Annotated in this window: 20 protein-coding genes; 7 read left to right on the top strand and 13 right to left on the bottom strand. The window is 48.8% G+C overall.

What is annotated here, in order from left to right:
* Window positions 1-127 precede the first annotated feature (127 nt).
* Window positions 128-1,099: a cation transporter gene (locus tag NC996_RS03390; protein ID WP_190681730.1), complete on the bottom strand. Its 972-nt coding sequence runs from the start codon at window positions 1,097-1,099 to the stop codon at window positions 128-130.
* Window positions 1,100-1,185: 86 nt separating this feature from the next.
* On the opposite strand from NC996_RS03390, the gene NC996_RS03395 reads away from it, so the two are divergent.
* Window positions 1,186-2,064 carry a Cof-type HAD-IIB family hydrolase gene (locus tag NC996_RS03395; RefSeq protein WP_190681733.1) on the top strand — a complete coding sequence of 293 codons (879 nt, stop codon included), beginning with the start codon at window positions 1,186-1,188 and terminating at the stop codon, window positions 2,062-2,064.
* A 157-nt stretch (window positions 2,065-2,221) separates the two neighbouring features.
* Here NC996_RS03395 and NC996_RS03400 read toward each other — a convergent pair whose 3' ends face one another.
* Entirely contained in the window at window positions 2,222-3,115 is an 894-nt protein-coding gene (locus tag NC996_RS03400; protein WP_190681735.1) for a hypothetical protein, read from the bottom strand.
* Window positions 3,116-3,333: 218 nt separating this feature from the next.
* Here NC996_RS03400 and NC996_RS03405 point away from each other — a divergent pair, with 218 nt between their 5' ends.
* Window positions 3,334-4,032, top strand: coding sequence for a Crp/Fnr family transcriptional regulator (locus NC996_RS03405; protein WP_190413159.1), 699 nt, complete (start codon window positions 3,334-3,336; stop codon window positions 4,030-4,032).
* A gap of 64 nt (window positions 4,033-4,096) precedes the next feature.
* On the opposite strand, the gene NC996_RS03410 is transcribed toward NC996_RS03405, so the two are convergent.
* The 4 genes from NC996_RS03410 to NC996_RS03425 all read right to left on the bottom strand — a co-directional run bounded on the left by NC996_RS03410 (window position 4,097) and on the right by NC996_RS03425 (window position 9,283).
* Window positions 4,097-5,512 (bottom strand): ABC transporter substrate-binding protein, encoded by a 1,416-nt coding sequence (locus tag NC996_RS03410; protein WP_190681737.1) that lies wholly within the window; start codon window positions 5,510-5,512, stop codon window positions 4,097-4,099.
* A gap of 100 nt (window positions 5,513-5,612) precedes the next feature.
* Window positions 5,613-6,683, bottom strand: coding sequence for a PstS family phosphate ABC transporter substrate-binding protein (locus tag NC996_RS03415; protein ID WP_190681739.1), 1,071 nt, complete (start codon window positions 6,681-6,683; stop codon window positions 5,613-5,615).
* Between the two features lie 29 nt (window positions 6,684-6,712).
* Window positions 6,713-8,167: a serine/threonine-protein kinase gene (locus NC996_RS03420; RefSeq protein WP_190681741.1), complete on the bottom strand. Its 1,455-nt coding sequence runs from the start codon at window positions 8,165-8,167 to the stop codon at window positions 6,713-6,715.
* 111 nt (window positions 8,168-8,278) lie between these two features.
* Window positions 8,279-9,283 carry a LysR family transcriptional regulator gene (locus NC996_RS03425; RefSeq protein WP_190413151.1) on the bottom strand — a complete coding sequence of 335 codons (1,005 nt, stop codon included), beginning with the start codon at window positions 9,281-9,283 and terminating at the stop codon, window positions 8,279-8,281.
* Between the two features lie 299 nt (window positions 9,284-9,582).
* Here NC996_RS03425 and NC996_RS03430 point away from each other — a divergent pair, with 299 nt between their 5' ends.
* From NC996_RS03430 to NC996_RS03445, 4 genes are all read left to right on the top strand, one after another.
* The gene (locus tag NC996_RS03430; RefSeq protein WP_190438681.1) at window positions 9,583-10,299 is read left to right on the top strand and encodes an NnrU family protein; all 717 of its coding nucleotides are present in this window, start codon (window positions 9,583-9,585) and stop codon (window positions 10,297-10,299) included.
* A gap of 249 nt (window positions 10,300-10,548) precedes the next feature.
* Window positions 10,549-10,890 carry a thioredoxin domain-containing protein gene (locus NC996_RS03435; RefSeq protein WP_190413147.1) on the top strand — a complete coding sequence of 114 codons (342 nt, stop codon included), beginning with the start codon at window positions 10,549-10,551 and terminating at the stop codon, window positions 10,888-10,890.
* 362 nt (window positions 10,891-11,252) lie between these two features.
* Window positions 11,253-13,325, top strand: coding sequence for an NAD(P)H-quinone oxidoreductase subunit 5 (locus NC996_RS03440; RefSeq protein ID WP_190681743.1), 2,073 nt, complete (start codon window positions 11,253-11,255; stop codon window positions 13,323-13,325).
* A 143-nt stretch (window positions 13,326-13,468) separates the two neighbouring features.
* Window positions 13,469-15,070: an NAD(P)H-quinone oxidoreductase subunit 4 gene (locus NC996_RS03445; protein WP_190427834.1), complete on the top strand. Its 1,602-nt coding sequence runs from the start codon at window positions 13,469-13,471 to the stop codon at window positions 15,068-15,070.
* Window positions 15,071-15,214: 144 nt separating this feature from the next.
* On the opposite strand, the gene NC996_RS03450 is transcribed toward NC996_RS03445, so the two are convergent.
* The 3 genes from NC996_RS03450 to acsF form a co-directional block, all read right to left on the bottom strand.
* A complete protein-coding gene (locus tag NC996_RS03450) occupies window positions 15,215-17,410 on the bottom strand; it encodes a PAS domain-containing protein (protein WP_190681745.1) in 2,196 nt (731 codons plus the stop codon).
* Window positions 17,411-17,508: 98 nt separating this feature from the next.
* Window positions 17,509-18,303, bottom strand: coding sequence for a hypothetical protein (locus tag NC996_RS03455; protein WP_242037418.1), 795 nt, complete (start codon window positions 18,301-18,303; stop codon window positions 17,509-17,511).
* Window positions 18,304-18,405: 102 nt separating this feature from the next.
* Window positions 18,406-19,482, bottom strand: a complete 1,077-nt coding sequence (acsF, locus tag NC996_RS03460; RefSeq protein ID WP_190533317.1) for a magnesium-protoporphyrin IX monomethyl ester (oxidative) cyclase — start codon at window positions 19,480-19,482, stop codon at window positions 18,406-18,408.
* Between the two features lie 234 nt (window positions 19,483-19,716).
* Between acsF and NC996_RS03465 the strand changes: the two genes are divergently transcribed.
* Window positions 19,717-20,193 carry an NINE protein gene (locus NC996_RS03465; RefSeq protein WP_190438676.1) on the top strand — a complete coding sequence of 159 codons (477 nt, stop codon included), beginning with the start codon at window positions 19,717-19,719 and terminating at the stop codon, window positions 20,191-20,193.
* Between the two features lie 55 nt (window positions 20,194-20,248).
* On the opposite strand, the gene NC996_RS03470 is transcribed toward NC996_RS03465, so the two are convergent.
* The 4 genes from NC996_RS03470 to NC996_RS03485 all read right to left on the bottom strand — a co-directional run bounded on the left by NC996_RS03470 (window position 20,249) and on the right by NC996_RS03485 (window position 23,294).
* Window positions 20,249-21,004 carry a DUF2996 domain-containing protein gene (locus tag NC996_RS03470; RefSeq protein WP_190681746.1) on the bottom strand — a complete coding sequence of 252 codons (756 nt, stop codon included), beginning with the start codon at window positions 21,002-21,004 and terminating at the stop codon, window positions 20,249-20,251.
* 112 nt (window positions 21,005-21,116) lie between these two features.
* Window positions 21,117-21,392, bottom strand: coding sequence for a MoaD/ThiS family protein (locus NC996_RS03475; protein ID WP_190533320.1), 276 nt, complete (start codon window positions 21,390-21,392; stop codon window positions 21,117-21,119).
* 103 nt (window positions 21,393-21,495) lie between these two features.
* Window positions 21,496-22,788, bottom strand: coding sequence for a threonine synthase (gene thrC, locus NC996_RS03480; RefSeq protein WP_190413131.1), 1,293 nt, complete (start codon window positions 22,786-22,788; stop codon window positions 21,496-21,498).
* Between the two features lie 245 nt (window positions 22,789-23,033).
* Window positions 23,034-23,294 carry a MoaD/ThiS family protein gene (locus NC996_RS03485; RefSeq protein WP_190413130.1) on the bottom strand — a complete coding sequence of 87 codons (261 nt, stop codon included), beginning with the start codon at window positions 23,292-23,294 and terminating at the stop codon, window positions 23,034-23,036.
* Between the last annotated feature and the right edge of the window lie 3 nt (window positions 23,295-23,297).

A 23,297-nucleotide genomic window follows, 5' to 3' on the forward strand; every position in this document is an offset into this window, starting at 1 on the left:
AGAAAAGTTCTGCGGCGTCGATAGCCCCCCGCCCAATTGGGTGACAAAAGACAAATTGAAAGTGAAGCGTCAACAAGCCGGAATTGGGATGAAGTTCTACTTTGATCGCCAGAAGCGTCGCTCAAAGTTAATTTTGGCTGTGTGTCTCATCTCGTCGATAACGAATTCCGTTCACTTCTAAAGTTGGATTAGCGGAACTGTAGTTTTCCAGCTCTTGAACATCGTCATCAATATAGAAAATGGCTTGAATGGGACCATAGCGCTCTCGAATCGCCAACTCAATGCGCTCGGCAATCAGAGAAGCAATTCCCATAAATTCTGGATGCAGAATTAGATGCATCTGCACCAACACCAAACGCCCGACAATTCCTCGCGACTCAATCTGGTAACAGTGGGTGACGCCCCCAACCTGACGGGCAATTTGCGCCAAAACTTCGGGAGCGATCGCAGTCTGCTGCACCATTAGCGGTAACTGCCAATTCACCACGTACCAACAACTTCTCACGGCTAGAAGAACCAAAAAAACTGCCAGCATTACGTCGAGCCAGAAAATTCCCCACATCACGCCTACCAAGCCTGCTACTACCAAGAGGGTTAGCCCCACATCCTTAAACAACTGAATGGAATTAAACCGCACAGCAGGGCTATTTAAAACTCTGGCTTGGTACACGCCGATGAGGGCGAGGACTAGGGTTGTGGAGACAACCACTCCCAGCAATTGAATTAGGGGTAGACTCACTGAGGTGGGATACGGGAGATCGACAACCCTGGTCGCAGCGACTAGCTGCTGGGCGGACATTCCCAGTAAATTTAAGCAAGCAAAGCCCAAAAAAGCCACGAGCAGAAGCGTTGCCACGCTTTCCAGTTTGCTATGACCATGCACTTCGCGCCCTGCTAGACGGTCGGGTGCGGCAGTGACGAGCAAACTCAACAGGATACTGAAGCTGGTAATCAGGGTGTGCAGCGACTCCGCTAGCAGGCTGAGCGATCGCGTTGTCCAACCTGCTGAAACTTTAACGGATAAAACGAACAAGGTGAGCCAAAGCGTCGCAAATAAAACCCGACGACTGGCGCGATAGCGATTCTTTGCCTCGGTCATAGCCTTTTAAGGAGTTATTAGTTTTTGGTTGTTAGTGTTTAGAAGTTTGGTTACTCTAGCAACGAACAACGAACAACGAACAACTCATGTCAAACCCTTCTTTTTCTAACCAGGTAGTTGAGGTCAACTCTCCCGGTTTAGATGCCAAGGCGATTCGATTATTAGTTTTAGACATTGATGGCACGATTGCCGGTGTATCCAACACTATCAGAGAACCTGTACTTCGGGCAATTCGTGCCGTTCAAGCAAAGGGTATTCACGTTGCGATCGCGACAGGTCGGATGTATCGTTCTGCTTTGCGCTTCCATCAACATGTTGGCTCCACATTGCCTGTGATGGCTTATCAAGGTGCTTGGATTCAAGACCCCATCAGCCAGAAAGTTCTGCGTCACTCGCCTGTTTCTGAGCCAATGGTATTGCAACTGTTGGAACACTTTGAGGAACCGGAATTGCGATCGCTACTTTCCGTCCACTTCTACATCAACGACCAGTTGTATGTCAGAGAACTGACATCGGCAACCAAAGCTTACTCAGAACGCTCCGGCATCCAGCCTATCGTTGTTGGCGACCTGCGGAATACCCTCTCGATTGCTGAACCGACGAAAGTTTTGGCGCTCTGTGACGATGCAACCGTGATTGAAAATTTGCTCGGAACGTTACGAAAACGTTACACCCCAGCTGAACTTTACTTGACCACCTCTGTTGCGACTTTCTTTGAAGCGACTCACCCTAGTGTGAATAAAGGAACAGCAGTGCGTTACTTAGCCGAAGAGATATTAGGGCTAGACGCCGCTAATGTCATGGCGATTGGCGATAACTTTAATGATTTGGAGATGCTTGAATACGCTGGGATTGGTGTTGCGATGGGGGATGCACCCGCAGAGGTTCAAGCGATCGCGCAGTGGGTGGCTCCTAGTGTAGAGAAAGATGGTGCCGCCGCTGCCATTGAAATGTTTCTACTTTAAAACCCTTTAGATCAGAAAGAGGACCGACGACTGGCCGTGTTTCGTCTCGGTCCCCTCACTGGTTCGCTCCTCACACAAGAGCAATACTATTGCATATCATTCCATTTGTCTAGTGCTTTTTCCAAAATTTTCTAACTAGGGGTAGGCGGTGGTACGACTAAAGTTCGATGGGTGCCAAGATGCCCAGCCTGTCTTGCAACAGGAATTTCAAAATTGCGCGAGTTACTCCCACTAACCCCAATCTTGCCTGCGCCAGATGAGGCATCTGAGTCTTGACTTCGCCAAAAATGCGACATTCACGCTCAAAGGTTTCAAAAGCCTGAGTCGCATCAAACGCCCGTTTTCCCCACTTCAGTTGATTCATGCCCCCCAGTTCATCTAGCAACCCGAACAACTGGGCGATCAAGTGGCGTTCTGCTGGATGAACCAACTGGAGTTGCCCGTCCGCAGTCAGCCAAGGAATTGGCTCTGGGTAGACTAGCATCAGCGCAGGCGAGTCATTGAGCTGGATTATCTTCTCCCGATGCCCTAAGCGCAGCAAAGAGCAGCAACGGGCATGGATGTACTGTACTTTTGAAAGACTTGATAGGGGTTGGGGGTAAGTCATCGGTACCCGGTAATCGGGAATTGGTAATAGGTAATTGGGAACTCCCTGGCTTTGACTCACCCCTACTACCAAAAGCTGCAACCAACGGGCTATTTCCGTATCGGTGAGTTGGAAATCAATGAAACCGGGAGGAATCACTTGAATTGTCAAATTTTGTAAACCCACCTTTCCCTGAGCGTCATCGACGCTAGTACAGAGATAGGCAGCTAGCTCAGTTGCAATTTCCAATGCTGGCACGTGCCAGAGAGCTGCAAATTTGAGGGCGACACTCGACCTGTATCGGATGCCTTTACCCTCCTGAAATCGCTGGAGAGGGATTTCGGCACCGCTGAGCAGCTCAGCCAACGGCGTATTTTCCTCTGGCGGATGTGAAGCGATCGCGTCCTTGTTAAGAAGGTATCTTTCTCTGTAGAAACCGATAGCTGCTTGTAGCTGAATAAGCATCTGTTGCTTCAGCGATGGGCAATGAACAGCCGGTAAATTCACCTTCACACTCACTCCCTTTGAAAGGCGTATTTCGCTTATCTAGTCTAGTTTTATGACCTCTACCTAAGGTTAGAACTTTCCCAAAATAATATCTAACTCAAGCAGGCGCGTGAGGAAGTATTTTTTGCTACCTTGTAAGCTTGGTAAAATTTATAAAAGATCATCGCTTGCCACTTATGCAATCACCATCCTCCACATCAGAGGTATCACGACCGTTTTTAACCTGGCAACGGATTCTAGACTGGGCGCAGGAACACTACCGTTATCGGACTTTCAGTAAAGATGAGCGAATTCCAGCTAGACCAGGACTTTTGTATCTAGTCCAACGGGGTGCCGTCCGCTTAGTCGGTACGGCTCAAGTTAGCGCTAACACCAGTTCTTCCGCTGCTAAAGTTCTGCGTTTGAGTCCAGAAGAAGCTTTTTTAGGCTTTGTGGGTGCAGGACAACCGTTTGAAATTGTTGCCCAGTCACCGTTTACCCTTCAGGCTTATGCCCACGTCGATCAAACTTCTGTAGTTTGGATGTACTGGCATGACCTGGACAACTGGCCTCACTTCCGTCGCGAAGTATTTGATGCGTTCCGGTATCAGCACCAGCGCAAGCTACTGTGGCTGAGTACCCTAGGACAGCGACGGACAATCGATCGGCTGTTGGGATTTCTGACACTGTTAATCGAAGAATTTGGCGAACCCCAAGATAGCGGTTACTGTCTGCCATTTCCCCTGACTCATGCCCAAATTGGCAGTGCCATCGGTTCTACCCGTGTCACTGTGACTCGCTTAATGGGTAAGTTACGTCAAAAAGGATTAATCAGAACTCAAGGGGATAATTTGCTCTGTTTACCTGCGTCTGCTTTGAGTGTTAACAATAATTAGCTTTTTGAGCCGATTGCCATCAGTTTGTTGTCCTGACGATTGCCCTTTCATGGCTACCAACCTATTAAGGACGAAGGGGTACAAAATCGTAGCCGGTACCGGAGGTGGTACCCGGTTGAATGCGGACGAGAATGACGGCAGCATTGCGATCGCCTGACGGTAAAAACCGGATGATGCCCGATGCCCCAGTAGACGAAAAATCCGATGCAATTAGGGATTTTTGGACTCCGGTTCGGGTGGGATTGCGCTGCAAGGCTGCAATCAAAGCCTGGGTAGCGTCATAAGACAAAGCGGTACGCCAACTGACATCGCCACCCCATAGTTGTCGGGATTGGCGGGGAAAGTTAGAAGTCGGATCGCCATTGATATGCCAAGGCACTGCCAGCACCATCTCAACTGCTGCCTCACCGCCCACTTCCAAAGTCTTGGGTGTGTAAACATCATCTCCCCCCAAGAGCTTTAATCGTTTGCGATTTAGCTGCACGACTTGCAGGGCTTTGTCTAAAGTGTCGGTATTCGCTGCTAACATTAGCACCTCGGCACCTTGAGCGATCGCTAGATCGATACTTCTAGCAGCACTAAAACCCGGTTCGGATAAGTCAAACTCATTCGATACTTGCCCGCCTCCTAAAGATACGGCAGCGACAAATTCCGATTTCAGCGATTGGCTATAGGCACTCCGGGAATTAAAGAAAACGGCTGCATTTTTCCGTTGCAATTTGTTGAGCATATAGTCAGATAATGCCCTGGCTGCTACGTAGTCACTGGGAACCGTCCGAAAAACGTAGCGGCTAAAACCGGAAAGTTTAATTGAGGTGCTGGTCGGGGAAATGACGACTAATTTGCCATCGTTATAAGTAGTTCCTGCCGCCAAAGTGACATCGCTCGAATAAGGGCCGATAACACCCAACACTTCTGGATTATTGACCAAGGCGCTAGCAATTTGTTTGGCAATTTCTGGATTATTATCGTCATTCGCGATCGCTACTTTTACCGGAATTCCTTTAATTCCCCCGGCTTGATTAATTTCAGTTTGAGCTTGAGCGACGCCCCGCAACATTTCTAAAGCTCCATTTACATCCGTGCCAATTGGCACGGAGACGGCAATGGTGTAGCTGATTTGCTTGCCGATCCGGGCATTATTGAGATAAATTAAAGTTTCTGGATCGTTGCGATTTCCTTGGAGGGATGATTGGAAGTTAGCGATCGCGCTAGCAAAATCCCCGCTTGCAAATGCTTGCACTCCTGCTTGTTTCTCGGAGTTAGCATTCGCCGTTGCTAAAGATTTTTCCCCTATACTAATTCGAGTGCTGATAGAACCTGGTGCGATAGGAACTGGACTTGATTGCACCGAATCAGGCTTTCCCGGAGCAATTGGGGGGCTGGAATTGCTCTTAAACCACCAATAACCAGCCCCCAAAACACCTGCCGTAATCAATAGGGACAGAACAAGAACCGTTGTTTCATTTTTATGGGACATGGATGGTTAATCAGGAAGAAATAGGGCTTATTGATAAGTCTATTTAAATTATTTTCTGCGTTGAAATATTTAGTTGAAATCACGTTTTAAATGAGAGTAATTAGCGGAGCCTAACAAATCCAGCCTCAGAAATTAGTTGCTGTCCTTGTTCTATCTGCAACAAATTCGCATAAGCTTCACCCGCTTGCTGTTCTCTCTGACCATTCTGTTTAACAATCACAAATAGCTTCCGAGTCAGGGGATATTGACCCGTTTGAAAAGCCTGAATATTCAGCTGATTGCGTTGACTAGGGCACGTTTGCAGCGGCACAAAAGGCTCTTGGTAAGGCGTTACAAATTCACCCGCTCTCCGCCCAACTGGCAAAGGCTTGATACTACATTGTGGAACCACTTCAGGCGCAGAAGCAAAGTAAATTCCTCCAGGGCTACCACCAAGTTTTTGCAGTGCTTGAGTCGTGGTAGAGACAAATTCAACATTGGCACTAAAAGGTTGACCGTTCAAAACTTCTTCCACAAATAGTTCCACCGTTCCTCCAGCATTTGGGGAACGAGAATAGGGTTTAATTGGGATATCCGGGCCGCCTAATTCTTGCCAATTAGTAATCTTGCCCGTGTAGATAGATTTCAACTGATCTAAGGTCAAACCTGGGATATTCAGGTTTGGGTTAACCGCGACTGCCAATCCATCAATTGCGATCGCAATCTCTTTAAGCCCGAACCCTCGCTGCTGTGCCTGGTTATACTCGCTCGTCAGAATCGGTCGGGAGGATTGGGCGAAGTCTATTTTCCCGTCTAGTAACATTCTGATGCCAGCGCCAGAGCTAGCAGGGCCGGTATTTGGCTCAACATAGCGCAGCCGAAACTCAGGTCGCGCCGCTTGCATCCGCGAGTCTACTGCGAGTCGAATCGGTGCCCAAGAGGTGCTGCCACCGTAGCTAAACAGCCCAGTAGGAACGTTCTGCACTTGGGGAAAGCCTTCGCCGGTGGAGGGTGTTGAGCGATTGGGCTGATTTTCCCGATCGTTGGCAGCATCACTGGGGTTGGTGGTTTGGTTTAAACGACCGAGGTCAACACCAGAGCGCTTGGTAAACCACCAAAAGCCAGCGCCTAATAAAGCAGCAGTGAGCAGGAGGGCTAAGACGAGAACCGTGGTTTCGTTTTTTTGGGACATGATGGTTACTCAGGAAGCTCACGATTAGCTTAGAGAAAATTAGCAAGTAATTTATAAATTAGGCGAAATAGAGCAGTCACTGCGATCGCGCCTGCTCCAGCCAACATAGCCACAAAGACGACTATCTCAAGGGGAAACCCGTCTCGCAAAACGGGAAAAAACAGCATAATCGCCAGGGTTATTCCTGCAATAATGAATAAATCCAATTTTTCAATGAAGCGGCGGTATTGAGCAAACAATAGACCCCCAATCATCATCCCCAACAATCCAACGCTCAACTGTGGGGATGGCAGCAAACTACCCAAAGCAATAAATAACAATCCGCCTTCAAACCCCGTAAAAGCTGCTCCTCCTAAAACCTCCAGTAGAGAAAATCTCGGTCGAGAGGCGGGTTGAGAAATGGGGGCGGGTGGCTGAGGGGTCGGGGCTGGAGTTGGAGGCGCGGCAGCGGCGGCTGGAGCGGCGACGCGGGTAGGCATCTGAGTCGGTGGTGCCAGAGGAGGAGGGGACGGTAATAAAGAAGTCAGGGCGTGCAGCACTTCATCAGCAGACTGAAACCGTTGATTCGGCGCACTCAAGAGCATCTGGTCTAAAATATCGGCGAAGCGATTCCACTCACTGGCTACCGCTGCGGTAGCGATCGCACCCGCATGAGGTCTCCAATTCCACTGGTTTGTATAGACATCAAATAACTCGGTTGGCTGCTTGCCCGTGAGTAGGATAATGCAAGTCACCGCCAAGGCATACAAATCGGTTGAAGGATACACTTGACCCCCAGCCATTTGCTCTGGCGGTGCAAATCCCATTGAATAAATTCCGGTTGACGATCCACCAGGCGTTGCCTTCGTCACCTGCTTAACAGCACCAAAATCTAAGAGATAAAGCCGACCGTTGCGATGGCGCATAATGTTGGAAAGCTTGATATCTCGGTGGATGGAGCCGCTATCGTGAACAAACTTTAGCACCGGCAGGATTTCTCGCAGCAGTAATAACACCTCGTCTGGGGAGAACTTCCCCTTCTGCGCCAGTTCCTCTTCCAAATTATGCCCATCGATGAATTCCTGCACCAGATAGAAAAACTTGTCCTGTTTTCCCGGTTGAATGCTGGGAACTGTGATATCAAAGAAAGCAAACAAGTCGGGAATTTGAGGATGGCTGCCGAGTTCTTCTAAAACTTCTCCTTCCCGTGCAAATAGATTTTGGGCAATTTGTAGCTGATCCGGCGTTAAATCTCCCACTGGCTGAAACTGTTTGACGACGCATCGGCGCATTCCAGGCGTGCGGCGATCGCGTGCCAAAAACGCTGCACCAAATCCCCCTCGTCCTAACAGCTTTGCCGATAGATACCGACCATCTAAAATCAGCTGCATTCCACAGGCGGTGCAATACTTCTGCTGCACCGTTTTGACAAGGTTGTTGTCATCAAGATCGGCAAAAAAATTCAGGGGACGAGGGCAGCCGGGACGGGTACAGTAAATTTCCATGAGGAGTTACTGGTCAAATCCTAATCGATTGTTGCTAATTGCTAATTGTTTAAGAGCTAGTAGCCATACTTCCATTCGCGATTAGCAACTAACAGATGGCTAATACTGGAATTAACTGCCTGCGGAGTTAGGAGCAGCTGCCTTGAACCCATCGGCTTCGATTGGAGTGGATGCTTCCATTTCTCTTCCCCATCCGGGGGAGGCAAAGGCAGGTAAAATTTCTTGGCTAAACGCTTCTGCTGCTTTGGAGCGGTAGCGATTTGGGTTCACAATCACCCATAGCATCCGCTTGACCACTACCTCTTCAATTTTTGCGTAGTGGAGGATGCCCATTTGCAACTCTTTTTCGATCGCCGATAGGGAGACAAACGACGCCCCAAGTCCTGCCTGCACGGCATTTTTAATTGCCTCAATCGAGTTAAGTTCCATCTCTATTTTGAGGCGTCGGGTATCGATACCACAGCGAGTTAGCACTTGGTCAATCACCTTGCGGATGGTGGATTGGGAGTCTAAGGCAATGAACTGCAATTTGTAAAGATCGTCTTTTTGGATAGTCCCAATTTTGGCGAGGGGATGTAAGGCTGGCAAGATCAGCGCTAGTTCATCTTCAGCATAAGGAATAATTTTTAGTGCTTCTTGTAGTTCGGAAGGAACCTCTCCCCCAATGATTGCCAGGTCAACTTGCCCGTTGGCGACACTCCACGCCGTGCGGCGCGTCGAGTGAACGTGTAATTGTACTGCTACATCTGGATACTGCTGGCGGAACATCCCAATCATTCGGGGCAGTAAGTAGGTTCCTGTCGTCTGCGAAGCTCCTATAATCAGGGTGCCACCCTGGAGATTTTGCAAGTCTTCAATGGCGCGGCAGGTTTCTTGACAAAGCGTCAAGATTTTTTCGCCGTAGCTGAGAAGTAGGTGCCCTGCTTCCGTCAGTTGTGCCCTGCGTCCTCCCCGGTCAAACAACGGCACATCCAACTGCCGCTCTAAGTTTTGGACTTGGAGGCTGACAGCGGGTTGCGAGACGTACAGGCTATCGGCGGCACGCTTGAAGCTTCCCTCGGCGGCGATCGCTTTAAGAATGCGGAGTTGGTCTAAAGTGAAAGGAAGGTCAGACATACAGGCTTTACCTGAAAAGGGAAAGGAGCGACTGAGGCATAAAGCTCGGCGATCTGTTAGCTTTTTGTCGGTTGTCAGTTGTCAGTTGTTGGTTACTGCTGACATTTGACCGATGACCCATCACCAATGACCGAAGGATCGCTAAGCGCTCTCTTGCGAGAGATGGGGCTGGACTCAAGCGATTGATAGCCCACTTCGTTGTAAAGCCTCTCAGTCATCGACAGTAACACAACACGAGATCAAGTCTCTCAGGGAATACTTGGGGGGTCTATTTTCTACTGGAAATTACGTAAAAGTTTATGAATTTCTTTCGCGTTCTGACTCCTAGCCACTACATAATGCTGGGACTGCTTTTTGGGTTTGCGATCGCTCACAGTGGTCTGGCTGCACTGCGTCCTTGGGGCGAAAAAAAAATCGGCCCCCGCCTCTACCGCATCTTATTTGCCCTCGTCAGTCTTCCTCTAGCAGTGGTGTTGATCGTTTACTTCATTAATCATCGTTATGATGGGCTGCAACTGTGGCAAGTTCAGGGCGTCCCCGGCGTTCAGTCGGTGGTGTGGGTGCTTTCGGCTATCTCATTTCTGTTTCTTTATCCAGCAACTTTCAACTTGCTAGAAATTGCCGCCATCGAAAAGCCTCAAGTGCATCTTTACGAAACCGGCATTATCCGCATCACTAGGCATCCCCAAATGGTCGGACAGGTGATTTGGTGTATTGCCCATACGCTTTGGGTTGGCACGACGTTTACCCTCTTAACTTCAGTAGGGCTAGTGCTGCATCATTTATTCGCAGTTTGGCATGGCGATCGCCGTCTCTTGGCTCGCTATGGGGAAGCTTTCGAGGCTGTGAAAGCTCGCACCTCTGTTGTCCCCTTCCAGGCGCTCCTGGAAGGGCATCAAACCCTGAAATGGCAAGAGTTTCTCCGCCCTGCGTATCTAGGGGTCGCTGCTTTCATTCTGCTGTTGTGGTGGGCGCACCCCTGGTTGATCCAGGCGACAGGTGTTGTCAGATGGTAGTGTGAGTTCCGCAATTATGCTGAGCCACGCGATCCCAAATGGATGTAGCATGATTCCAAATAACTTTCAGCTTAATTACGCTCTGGTTCTACCGCCTTAGCTTCCCCATAGATGCCTAGACGTAGTAGATACGCACTGGCATACCAGTTGCGCTAGAGTAAGCTGAAGGATTTTACTTCATTGTTTATTGTTCCACTTCCTCCTTTTGGCTGACTTTCAATAGTAAAAGCGAATAAAACTAGAGGGATCATGGTGCTTTCTGTTAACGAACGGACGTTTACACAAGAAGTTTTAGAATCTTCCACCCCAGTCCTAGTTCATTTTTGGGCACCCTGGTGTGGATTATGTCGGCTAATTAACCCCCTCCTGACTAGAGTTCAATCTGAATGGGGCGAACAAGTCAAATTAGTTGGAATTAATGCCGATCAAAATTTAAAACTGGCGAATACTTATCGCCTCCAGACTCTACCCACGATCGTTCTGATTGAAAACGGCAAGGTAGTTCACCGCATTGATAGCTTTCAAGGGCGGGATGATTTACGCATGGCATTAGAAAAAATTATGGTAAGTTATTTGCCAAATTCTGCCTGAAGTTGGAGATAGCTGCTCCTATCCAAGATAAATAGGACTGACGCAGAGATCCCCTTTACATCCGCCGATAAAGCAGGGAATTGTCCGGTTCCCTGTTTTCAAGGGGGGTTCGGGGGATCTCGGTTTCAAGCTTTCAGTGCGTAAATCCCGATCAATTTTTTCGCTGCTTGTAACTGTTCAACCTGAATGCAACGTTTTACCCGTTCTTAAACTCACCGATTCTCTCTATCGGTGGGTTTAATTTTTGGCTGACAAGTTTCTGGCTGTCTAAACTGTTAGTTATAAATACTTTAGAGACCGTCTGTGTCACAATGTAAACGGTCTTACCAAGTTAGTTAAGAAATATAAAGTAGGCGTCAGTGATGGAACTGCTCTATCAGTATGCCTGGATCATCCCAGTCCTGCCGCTAGCTGGGGCGATGCTGGTCGGTCTGGGACTAATCTCGATTAATCGATTTACCAACAGTCTGCGGCAGTTAAATGCCGTGGTTATAGTCTCCCTGCTAGGGATGGCGATGGGTTTCTCCTTGGCGCTGCTCTGGAGTCAAATTCAAGGTCATGCTACCTACACCCGTACCCTGGAGTGGGCAGCCGCGGGGAATTTTCACCTGAATATGGGCTACACGATTGACCACTTGACGGCCCTGATGCTGGTCATCGTGACGACAGTTGCCTTCCTGGTGATGATTTACACCGATGGCTACATGGCTCACGATCCGGGGTATGTGCGCTTCTATGCCTATCTGAGCCTGTTTAGTTCCTCCATGTTGGGTTTGGTGGTCAGCCCCAACTTGGTACAGGTTTATATTTTCTGGGAACTGGTCGGTATGTGTTCTTACCTACTGATCGGATTCTGGTATGACCGGAAGGCAGCAGCCGATGCTTGCCAAAAGGCTTTTGTCGTCAACCGCGTCGGCGACTTCGGGCTGTTGTTAGGGATGCTGGGGCTGTACTGGGCGACGGGCAGCTTTGAATTTGACGTAATCGGCGATCGCCTGCAAGCATTTGTCGCATCAGGCTACCTAAGTACCGGCCTTGCGGCTCTGTTCGCAATCTTAGTGTTTATGGGACCAGTGGCGAAATCTGCTCAGTTCCCGTTGCACGTCTGGCTACCAGACGCGATGGAAGGCCCTACCCCCATCAGCGCCCTGATTCACGCGGCAACGATGGTGGCTGCGGGCGTCTTCCTAATTGCGCGGATGTATCCCGTGTTTGAAGGCATCCCAGTGGCAATGAACGTGATTGCCTGGACGGGTGCCTTTACTGCATTTTTGGGGGCAACCATTGCCATTACCCAAAACGACATCAAGAAAGGTCTCGCTTATTCCACCATGTCCCAGCTGGGCTACATGGTAATGGCAATGGGCGTCGGTGCCTATACTGCCGGTCTATTTCACCTAATGACACACGCCTACTTCAAGGCGATGCTATTTTTGGGTTCTGGTTCTGTGATTCACGGCATGGAATCAGTCGTAGGTCACGATCCCGCCTTGGCTCAGGATATGCGGATGATGGGCGGACTGCGGAAGTATATGCCGATTACCTCCCTCACCTTTTTGGTTGGAACGCTCGCGATCAGCGGGATTCCACCTTTCGCTGGGTTCTGGTCGAAAGACGAAATTCTAGGCAGCGCTTTTGGGGCAAATCCGGCGCTGTGGTTCGTCGGCTGGCTGACGGCTGGAATGACTGCTTTCTATATGTTCCGGATGTATTTCCGGACGTTTGAGGGCAAATTCCGAGGGCATGAATCAGGCATCAAGCAGGAACTACTAGGGGCGACGAAATCTCCCCAAGTTGAATTTGCTTTTGGCCCTGGGGCGATGGATACCAGAGAGTTATCCTCCAAAGCCCATGACAGCCACGATGACCACGGTCATAGCGAGTATCCGCACGAGTCGCCGCTGACAATGACGCTGCCCCTGATTGTTCTGGCGGTGCCGTCGATGCTGATTGGTTTGCTTGGGACGCCTTTCCACAATTATTTTGAGGAATTCATTCACGCCCCCGGCGAACCGCTGACTGAGGTGCTGGAAAAAGCCACTGAGTTTGATTTGACAGAATTTCTGATCATGGGGGGTAATTCGGTCGGAATTGCCTTGATTGGAATTACGCTGGCTTCTCTGATGTACTTGAGAGGCAAGATCGATCCCGCTGCGATCGCTGCTAAAATCCCCTTCTTTTACAAGCTGTCGCTCAACAAGTGGTATTTCGACGAAATCTATGACACCCTCTTCGTTCAAGGGTGCCGTCGCTTAGCGCGACAAGTCATGGAAGTGGATTTCCGCGTGGTTGATGGCGCAGTCAACTTCACCGGCTTAGCGACGCTGTTGAGTGGTGAAAGTCTGAAATACTTTGAAACTGGTCGCGTCCAATTCTATGCCCTGATTGTGTTTGGGGCGGTGCTAGTGGGCGTGATTGTCTTTGGTGTGACTTAAATTTAGAAACCGCTCGCTGTGTGTTTCTATCCGCTGTCAACAAAAGATAAAAGGAAAAAGCTGAAAACTTTTTCCTTTTTCCTTTTTAAGTACACTTACTCATAGCTGACAGCTAAACCTTGTTGCTCACGATTTGATATCTCATGAATACAGCTAATTTTCCTTGGCTGACTTTTATCATCCTGTTCCCCATCGCGGCATCCCTGTTGCTTCCGTTGATACCAGATAAAGATGGTAAGACGGTACGCTGGTACGCCCTCATTATTGGGCTGATTGATTTCGTGGTGATGGTTTATGCCTTCTATACTCAGTACGACTTTTCTAATCCCGGTCTGCAACTGGTGGAAAGTTACTCCTGGGTACCCCAAATCGACTTAAGGTGGTCGGTGGGCGTAGATGGCTTATCAATGCCGCTAGTCTTGCTCACCGGCTTTATCACCACCCTGGCGACTTTGGCAGCGTGGCCCGTGACGTTTAAGCCGAAGCTGTTTTACTTTTTGCTCCTGGCGATGTACGGCGGTCAGATTGCAGTGTTTGCGGTCCAGGATATGCTGTTGTTTTTCCTGGTGTGGGAACTGGAACTGATTCCGGTGTACCTGCTGCTGGCAATTTGGGGCGGTAAGAAGCGTTTGTACGCGGCTACCAAGTTCATTCTTTATACGGCTGGCGGGTCGCTGTTCATTTTAGTAGCCGCCTTGGCGATGGCGTTCTACGGCGATACCGTGACGTTTGATATGAGGGCGATCGCTGCCAAGGATTACCCCCTAACTTTCCAACTCTGGATCTATGCAGGGTTTCTGATTGCCTACGGCGTCAAGTTGCCGATTATTCCCCTGCATACTTGGCTACCAGATGCTCACGGCGAAGCAACTGCACCAGTGCATATGTTGCTAGCAGGAATTCTTCTGAAGATGGGCGGTTATGCTCTGATTCGGATGAATGCCCAGATGCTACCCGATGCTCATGCCGTGTTCGCGCCCGTTTTGGTGATTTTGGGCGTTACCAACATCATCTACGCAGCCCTCACCTCTTTTGCTCAACGGAACCTGAAACGGAAAATCGCTTATTCCTCGATTTCCCACATGGGATTTGTGCTGATTGGAATTGCCACGTTTACTGACTTGGGTTTGAGCGGTGCAGTGCTGCAAATGGTTTCCCACGGTTTGATTGGGGCAAGCTTGTTCTTCCTTGTGGGAGCCACTTATGACCGCACCCACACCCTTATGCTGGATGAAATGGGCGGCGTCGGGCTGAGGATGAAAAAGATGTTTGCCATGTGGACGACTTGTGCCCTCGCGTCATTAGCATTGCCAGGGATGAGCGGATTTGTGGCAGAGATAATGGTGTTTGTCGGCTTTGCGACCAGCGATGCTTATAACCCCACTTTCAAGGTCGTGGTGGTCTTTCTAGCCGCCGTTGGCGTGATTCTGACCCCCATCTACCTACTCTCAATGCTGCGGGAAATTTGCTACGGGCCGGAGAATAAGGAATTAGTGGAACACGAAGCCTTGATCGATGCGGAACCACGAGAGGTATTCATCATCGCCTGTCTGTTGGTGCCGATTATTGGCATTGGCTTGTACCCCAAAATCCTGACTCAAATTTACGACGCAACCACTTTGCAGCTGACGGAGCGACTGCGAGGTTCAGTTCCGACGCTGGCGAGTGGGCGACAGGTTCCGACCCAAGCACAGGCGGATATTCCCCTGTTGTCGTTGCGGGCACCTGAAATCGGCAATCGCTAGAGAATTCAAAGGTGAAAAATCGCAAAAATTTTCTTGATGTTTGAATTTTCAGCTTGCTAAATTTTCATAATCAATAATCCTTTTCGGGGCGGAATTAAGTATCCGCCCTTTTTGTTAAAAATTACGAATTAATCGGCAATAGTATCAAATGTGTGATGGCGGATGCAGGGGAATTTCTATCAGAAATTGCGCCCCCTGACCGGGCGCTGAAATACATTTGAGTTGACCGCCGTGTTTTTCGACCACAATTTGATAGCTAATCGACAACCCAAGCCCTGTGCCAATACCGACAGGCTTAGTTGTGAAGAAAGGATCGAAAAGTCGCTTTCTGACTTCCTCTGCCATTCCTGGCCCATTGTCGGAAATCTTGATTGCGACTCGGTTATTTGTCAACACGTCGGTACGAATCCGAATGATACTGGCGTCGGCTTTGATTTGTTCAAGCGATCGCTTTTTGTTGGACTCATCCAAAGCATCAACTGCATTGGTGAGAAGATTCATAAATACTTGGTTGAGCTGCCCTGGATAGCACTCTACTTTAGGTAGGTTGCCATATTCTTTGATTAGCTGGATAGGGGGATGATCTGGTTTGGATTTGAAGCGGTTTTGCAGAATTAGGAGCGTACTTTCGATGCCTTCATGAATATCTACCAGTTTCATCTCGGCTTCGTCAAGGCGGGAGAAATTGCGTAAGCTACGCACAATCTCACAAATGCGCTCTGCCCCCACATTCATTGAAGAAAGTAATTTAGGCAAGTCCTTGATGAGAAAATCTAGGTCAATCGCGGCAATTTCGTCTTGAATTTCTGGCGTTGGATGGGGATATTGCTGTTGATATAGTTGCAGCAACCCAAGAATGTCTCGCGTGTATTCGCTCGCTGGGGCTAAATTTCCGTAGATGAAGTTAACGGAATTATTGATTTCATGCGCGACTCCAGCCACTAACTGACCCAAACTGGACATTTTTTCACTTTGAACCAGTTGAGACTGAGTACGTTGGAGTTCCTGAAGCGTGGTTTCGAGCCGGGTGGCGTGCGCTTGCGCGATCGCTGCGGCTTCGCGAGTTTGAGTATAAAGTTCTGCTTGGTTAATCGCGATCGCGACTTGGTCGCAAACCGCCGAAAGCAGTTCCACTTCATCGTCATGCCAAGTTCGAGGACTGCTAAATTGACCGCAGGCAACTACACCAAGTTCGCCCGTGCGAGTCATTATTGGAAAATTTAGTATAGAAACGTACCCCAGCGATTGGAAGAACTGCCGTGAATTGGGGTCGGTTAAAGCTTCAACATTATCCAAATGGATGATTTCTCGGTTTAAGAGTTGTCTTACTTGAAAACTGGTCGGTTCCTCTGGATAGCAACCCAGAAAGCTAGGCAAATTGTCTACCTTCGCTTCATGCAATATCTCCCAACTTGCCGATTCACCATTGGGACGATACCACATGAAAAGGCACTGCTCAATTTGCAGCAGCCTGCGGATTTCCTGCACGGCTGTTTCCAAGATGGTATTGAGATCCAGCGAACTGCGAATTTGACTAGCAAGACGATTGAGTAGTTCTTCTCGCTGCGCGAGTTCTCGGAACCGAGCTTCTGATTGCCGCAACGCTTCTTCCACCTGCTTGAGAGCGCTGATATTACTTCCGGTGCCGATAATTCGATAGATGCGACCCGCAGCATCCCGCAGTGGAGTTAAAGTCGTTAGCCAATAAGTGTCTACACCCTGCAAGGGAATGCAATCCTCGTAAAAAGTACATTCCCCTGCGACGAGACATTTTGTATATCTCTCATGCAAGGAATTACCTAACTCTAAACCAAATAGTTCATGGGGAGTTTTGCCCATCGCTTGGGCACTACTGATGCCAGTAACCATCGCTATCGGTCGATTCCAGCTAAGGTAGCGAAAAACCCCTTGTGCGTCCACATCTAAAACAAAGATGGCGTTTTCCACGCCCTCGTAGATGGAATGGAAAAAGTCCTCACTTTGGATCATCTCTGCCGACAGGATCAATCCACCCCTTTCCCCGCTTGGGTGCTTCCAAGGATGCAGGCTCCACTTTATCGGCACCGAGGAACCGTCAGGGCAAACAAAGCTACTTTCCTGAAACTCCCCTGAACTCGCCCCAGATAAAACTAGCTCAGCCTTGTGCCGCCATTGGTCGGGAAGGTGAGGAAAAACTTCGTAATGCGATCGCCCAATCAGATTTTGCTCATCTAGCCCGTAATCGATTAGCCACCGACGAGAAGCGAGCAAGTAACGCATCTGGCGATCGCACATCGCTACGGCAGCGGGTGTATGTTGCAAAAATAGCCCAAACAGCTCTAAATTGTCTGAGGCGTTCATAGGTCGGCAAAGGCTCTTTTTGTAATGGCATTCAATTTAGAGGTTTTCAGGGTGAAATGCCCTAAACATTCCAATATTCAATTATCTAAACATTTAATTTAAGGCATCCACTCTAGTACGACGCCAACCCGACTATCTTTGCGTTGTCTTGCATTTTGCTTCTCAATGTCTGTCGATAAGCGCAGGTTGCGGGTAAAGGCATAGCCGACGGAAAGCTTTGTAATTCCGACTTCTTCATTCGTTGCTGGAGCAACCCAACTCTGAGTTAAGGAGATATCGGCTGCACCAGTGCGAGATAAAACGAATATCAGCTTCGCACCCACATGTAAGCCATCTGTTGAGTATCGGTCAGTTTCCAAATGTCGATAGCCCACCAGGGGCGCGATATTAACGTAGCCACCCAAAGGAAGTACGTAGTACCGTAAATCTGCTCCATAAGCCTCGCGCTGACCCTTGAACGCAGTGTGATAATCCCCACTGACGGTTAAGCCGGTGCGACCAATAAAAACGTCCTCCACGCCAATATTGACTCCCCCGGCTTGCCCAGATGAAGGAAACTGGGAGTAACCGAGGCGCACCCTAGTCCGAAAGCTGGGATCATTGCGAATTTCTTCTAGCACATTCGGCACGTCTCGCCGCCAACGCTGCAAAACCGGGCTATTTTCAATAATTTCTGGGCTTAAATCCAACTCGCTAGCCTCTGGCTTGGGCGTTTCTTGTGGCTGGGTTTGAGCCTGGGTTTGAGTTTGGGCAGACGATATCCCCAAAATCAAGGAAGTGCTGATTGCGAACAGTATAGAGTTTCGCGCAAAGGCGCAAAGGCGCAAAGAAAGGCAAGTTAGCGTCTGTGCGTCTAGCGGGCTGAGGCGCGAGATGCCAAAGGTCTTCGTCATTGAGGTCGCGTCAGTTTGAGATTTATTCAGAATTTTGATAAGGATAAAAAAAGTGGCTCTGCTTAGTACAGAACCACTTTAGTTGAGGGAAGATGCTCAAAATTAGCGGGCTTTACCTTGCACGGCTGTCATGTCAATCGGCTTGATTAGGTACAGGCGCAGGAGCTGCCATGCATTAGAAGCATAAAGGGGTAGCTTCTGGAACAATTGCAGGAATTTGGGGGTGTTGGAGGTTGCGATCGCACCCAGCTTCTCATTATTTTTGATGCACACTTCTAAGCGGTCGTAAAATTCTGGCTTCTCTACATCCAGAATTACTGGGAATACCCGTCCTGCGGTTTCGTTGGTCTTTTTAATCACGTGAATGTCATATTCCCGTGCGTCCAGACCAAGTGTGGCATAGAATTTGGAACGCTGGATGTCGTTGAGATACATCGTCGCAAACACCGACAGCAGGAAGAAGCGACACCACAGCTTTGCTTTCCAATCATTCAAGAATTGGGGCTGCGCTCTCATTACGGCGTCGAAGAAGTCGCCGTGCCGGTTTTCATCCTGGCACCAGTTTTCAAAGAACCGGAAGATGGGATAAACGCGGTTTTCGGGATGGGCTTCTAGGTGCCGGTAAATGGTGATATACCGCCAGTAACCAATCTTCTCGGACAGATAGGTCGCGTAGAAGATGAATTTCGGCTTAAAGAAGGTGTATTTGTGATTCTTGGTCAAAAACCCTAAATCTAGTGACATATTGAAGTCTGACATTGCCTTATTCAGGAAGCCAGCATGACGAGCTTCATCCCGCGACATCAAGTTAAAGCCTTCTGCCAGAAGCGGGTTTTTGTCCTTCAATCGGCGTCCGAGTTCTTTGTAGAGTAGGAATCCGGAGAATTCTGCCGTGCAGGAACGCTCTAGAAATTCAATAAATAACTGGCGCGTCTCCCCATCAATATGATCCCAGGATTGGTCAAACTCGGCATCCCGCACGAAGTGGTGACGGTTGTAGTCAGCGCGGAATTCTTCCATCAGCGCCTTGAGTTCATCTTCATTTGGCGACAGATCCATCTTCGCCATTTCATCAAAGTCGGTGGTGTAGAACCGGGGCGTCAGTAGGGTTTCTTTCGCAGGTACTTTCACCCCAGGTCTTAATTCTTCAAAGCTGGGTTTTTTGAGGGAATCCACCATATTCTTTGTCTCTCTTGTTTCTCTTATTATTATGATTCCGTCGCTTTCACTCAAAGGCTTGCGTTCCAGTCTACCAATCTACACGAGAGCGATCGCACTTGTTACGTTAAGACTTACTACACGCTGTCAAGTTTTGTGACATCTTCAGAGTTCTTGCTGCTCAATTCCTAGGTGCAAGAGTGAAGAACAAAATCCTATGATTGAAGTTAGGACATCTGAAGCGCTAGGAATCTTATGAAGAACGTCTCGACTGCCTATGTTCTTTGGCTAGCCTGTTTTTTGTCCCCACCGATAGCGGGGATGCATCGCCTGTACAATGGCAAGATTGGCACGGGGCTGCTGTGGCTGTTTACGTGGGGTTTGTTTGGGGTCGGACAGTTCGTGGATTTATTTCTGATTCCCGGCATGGTGGAGGAACATAATGCCAAGCTTCAAGACCGCTTGGGGGTATCCTCCACGGGCGTGCCTCTATCGCCACCTGCGATCGCGCTTACCAAACAAGAGCTTACCCGCGATCAACTAATGGTTAAACTTGTGAAAGCCGCCGCTGCTAGAGGTGGCAAACTTTCCGTTACCCAAGCGGTGATGGATACAGGTGTAAGCTTTGCCAAGGCAGAAGCCACTTTGAAAGAAATGCTCAAAAGTGGCTACGTCATGGTTGACAATCACCCAGAAACTGGCATTGTCATTTATGAATTTATCGAGTTGTAATGGCTCATTAGTCATTAGTAATTATCTAATGACTAATGAAATTCACCTTTCCCGACTAATTTCTTTCCAGCCACTTTTGAGCATTCAACCGCTGCGTCACGCCAAACACCATTAAATCCAGCGTGATCTTGCGCTCATCGCACAAAAAAGGCTCAATGATACTGGGTTTAGAGCCTTCAAAACAGGAAAAAGCTCTTTGTTTTTGAATGTCTTCTTCGGGAAAATAAAGGTTAAAGTTCCGCTTTCCTCCCTGCCAGCTCCCGTTGACTTGCCAGCATTCTGAGATTTCTTGAAGCGGTTTCTTGTCAAATTTCAGCTCTAAATTTTTGACGCCCTTTTTTTCAAGTGCTGTTTTCAAAGCTGGTAAATAGTCTTGTTGAATAAACTCAACAAAAGGCTTGTCTTCTACCGCAGGTGCCTTCTCTTTCTTAGCCGCTTTAGCAGCTGGCTTATCCCCTTCTGGGGACTCGTCCTTTTTAGCAGCTTTGGCACCTGCTGGCTTATCTGCTTTAGCAGCTTTGGCACCCGTTGGCTTATCCTCTTTAGATGCTTGAGCGGTTTTTTTAACATCTGGTTGAACCTGAGCCGAGTCATCTGGGGTTGATGCCTCTGTCGAAGATTTTTCTCCAGCCGCATTCGGATTCACCTCCGGATTCACAGCTTCTGGAGCGGGTGCGTTTGCTGTAGGAATGTCGGTTGCTACGTCAGAATCCGTACTGGGAGCATTTTCTTCAGAAACACTGGGAGCCTGCTTGTCAACAGTGCTAGGAGCCACCTCTCCGGCGTCATTGTGATTGGTTTCTTCTGCCATTGGACTTATCCGCAAGTTGGTGATTTTTTTGAATGTATGCAGCATGGATGAAGGTAGGATTTACAATCCCGATTCGAGATTGAAATCCTTTACTGCTCATCCTATCTTGGAATCAGCCTCCCGCCTGCGCTGCCACAATGCTTACCTCATCACCTTCGCTCAGCGGTGTCTGAGTGCCATGCAAAAAGCGGATGTCTTCGCTGTTGACGTAGAAATTCACAAATCTGCGGGGTTCGCCCTTTTCATCGCACAAACGCACTTTGATGCCAGGATAGCTTTGCTCCAAGGATTCGAGCAGTTCACCAATCGTACTGCCGCTGCCTTCAATGGTGGCTTGATTGTTTGTAAGCTTCTGGAGAGGAGTCGGAACGAGAACTTTGACTGTCATAGTTAAAGATTATTCAGTAGTCATTCATGCGTAGTCACGAGCGATGAGTCATTAGCAACCCCGGAGGGACTAATGACTCATCGCAAAAAGCTGGTAGCGGTTATTAAACCAGAACTTGCTGCCAGTCGAGGCGTTCGAGTGTCCGAGAGCGCTCTAATGCCCGCTCGAAACTATCCAGCTTCGCCTCAATTGTCAGGGGTTCCCCGATGTATCCTTGCACCGCTTCTTGGGTTTTCAGTCCGTTGCCGGTAATGTAAACAACGGTCGTTTCTTCGGGATCAATTTTACCCGCTTCTACCAATTTTTTCAGCACGGCGATGGTAGTGCCACCAGCGGTTTCGGTAAAGATGCCTTCGGTTTCAGCTAATAGCTTGATGCCTTCAACAATTTCAGTATCGTTGACTGATTCAATGTTACCGCCGGTTTTCTTGGCGACTTCCAGCGCATAAACTCCGTCTGCTGGGTTGCCAATCGCGATTGATTTGGCAATGGTGTTCGGCTTCACGGGGGTTACGAAGTCGCGCCCTTCCCGATGAGCTTGGGCAATGGGGGAACAACCTTCAGCTTGGGCACCGCTGAAACGGACGCTCTTATCAGCTACTAGTCCAACGTTGATAAATTCTTGGAATCCTTTGTAGATTTTGGTGAACAGAGAGCCAGATGCCAGAGGAGCGACGATATGATCCGGCAGTTTCCAGCCTAGCTGTTCTGCTACTTCGTAGCCGAGGGTTTTTGAACCTTCCGAGTAGTAGGGACGGAGGTTAATGTTGACAAATCCCCAGCCTTGTGTGTTGGCAACTTCGCAGCAGAGGCGGTTCACTTGGTCGTAGTTGCCCTGAACTGCCATGACGGTGGGACCGTAGATGAGTGTACCTAGAACTTTACCGGCTTCCAGGTCGGCGGGGATGAAGACGCAGCAGTCTAAACCGGCGTAGGCCGCGATCGCTGCTGTAGAATTCGCTAAATTACCCGTACTGGCGCAGGATACTGTCGTAAATCCTAATTCCTGCGCTCTTGTTAAAGCGACCGACACCACCCGATCTTTAAAGCTCAGGGTGGGCATATTGACGGCATCGTTTTTAATATAAAGATTTTTAATACCCAGACGGCGAGCTAAGCGATTGGCTTTTACCAAGGGGGTCATGCCAGTTCCCACGTCAATCGGCTTTTCTGTGGCGACGGGTAAGAAGGAACGATAGCGCCAAATTGAGTTAGGCCCTGCCTGAATGCTTTCACGAGTGACGGTGCGGCGCAAAACATCGTAATCGTAGGTTACTTCCAGAGGGCCAAAACAAAACTCACAGACATGAGTTGCCTTAAGTTCGTATTCGGTGCCGCATTCTTTACACTTCAGTGCCGTAAAGGTTGCCGTTGTTGACTGGGTTGCCTGGGTCATGGGTATTTACACTCTAATCGTCCGTCATCGCTCGGTTGATACTAACACAGGCAAAAATACCCGTCAAATATATCCGACTCTTTTAGTCGGGATTAAATGTTGTCTATGATACAAAATTTAGCCCTCAGTCTGAAGACTGGGGCGATTATATTCCAAGCTTGCGGTCGCTAATTTAGGAAAAAGAGGGAATTGAAGCGGATTTGGGATGAAAAAACCGAATTTCTGGCGTTTAACTTTTGTCTTTCCTAGCCACCGCTAACAGGGGGAATCAGCACGACTTCATCCCCATCATGCAGAATCGTGTCTGGCTCGACGAATTGAAAATTAACGCCAAAGCGAGTAACTTGACGCCATTTGTCAAGTTCTGGATGTTCGGAAGCAAATTTATCTAATATCGCTGAAACATCTGTATTTGGAGGGATTTTCAGCACCAGTTCCGAAACGCCATAGGCTTCTTGATAGGCAGCGAATAATTTGACGGTAATCGCGATCGCTTCAGTGGACATAGG

The sequence above is a fragment of the Trichocoleus sp. ST-U2 genome, from assembly GCF_039961875.1.
Lineage (GTDB): Bacteria > Cyanobacteriota > Cyanobacteriia > Cyanobacteriales > FACHB-T130 > FACHB-T130.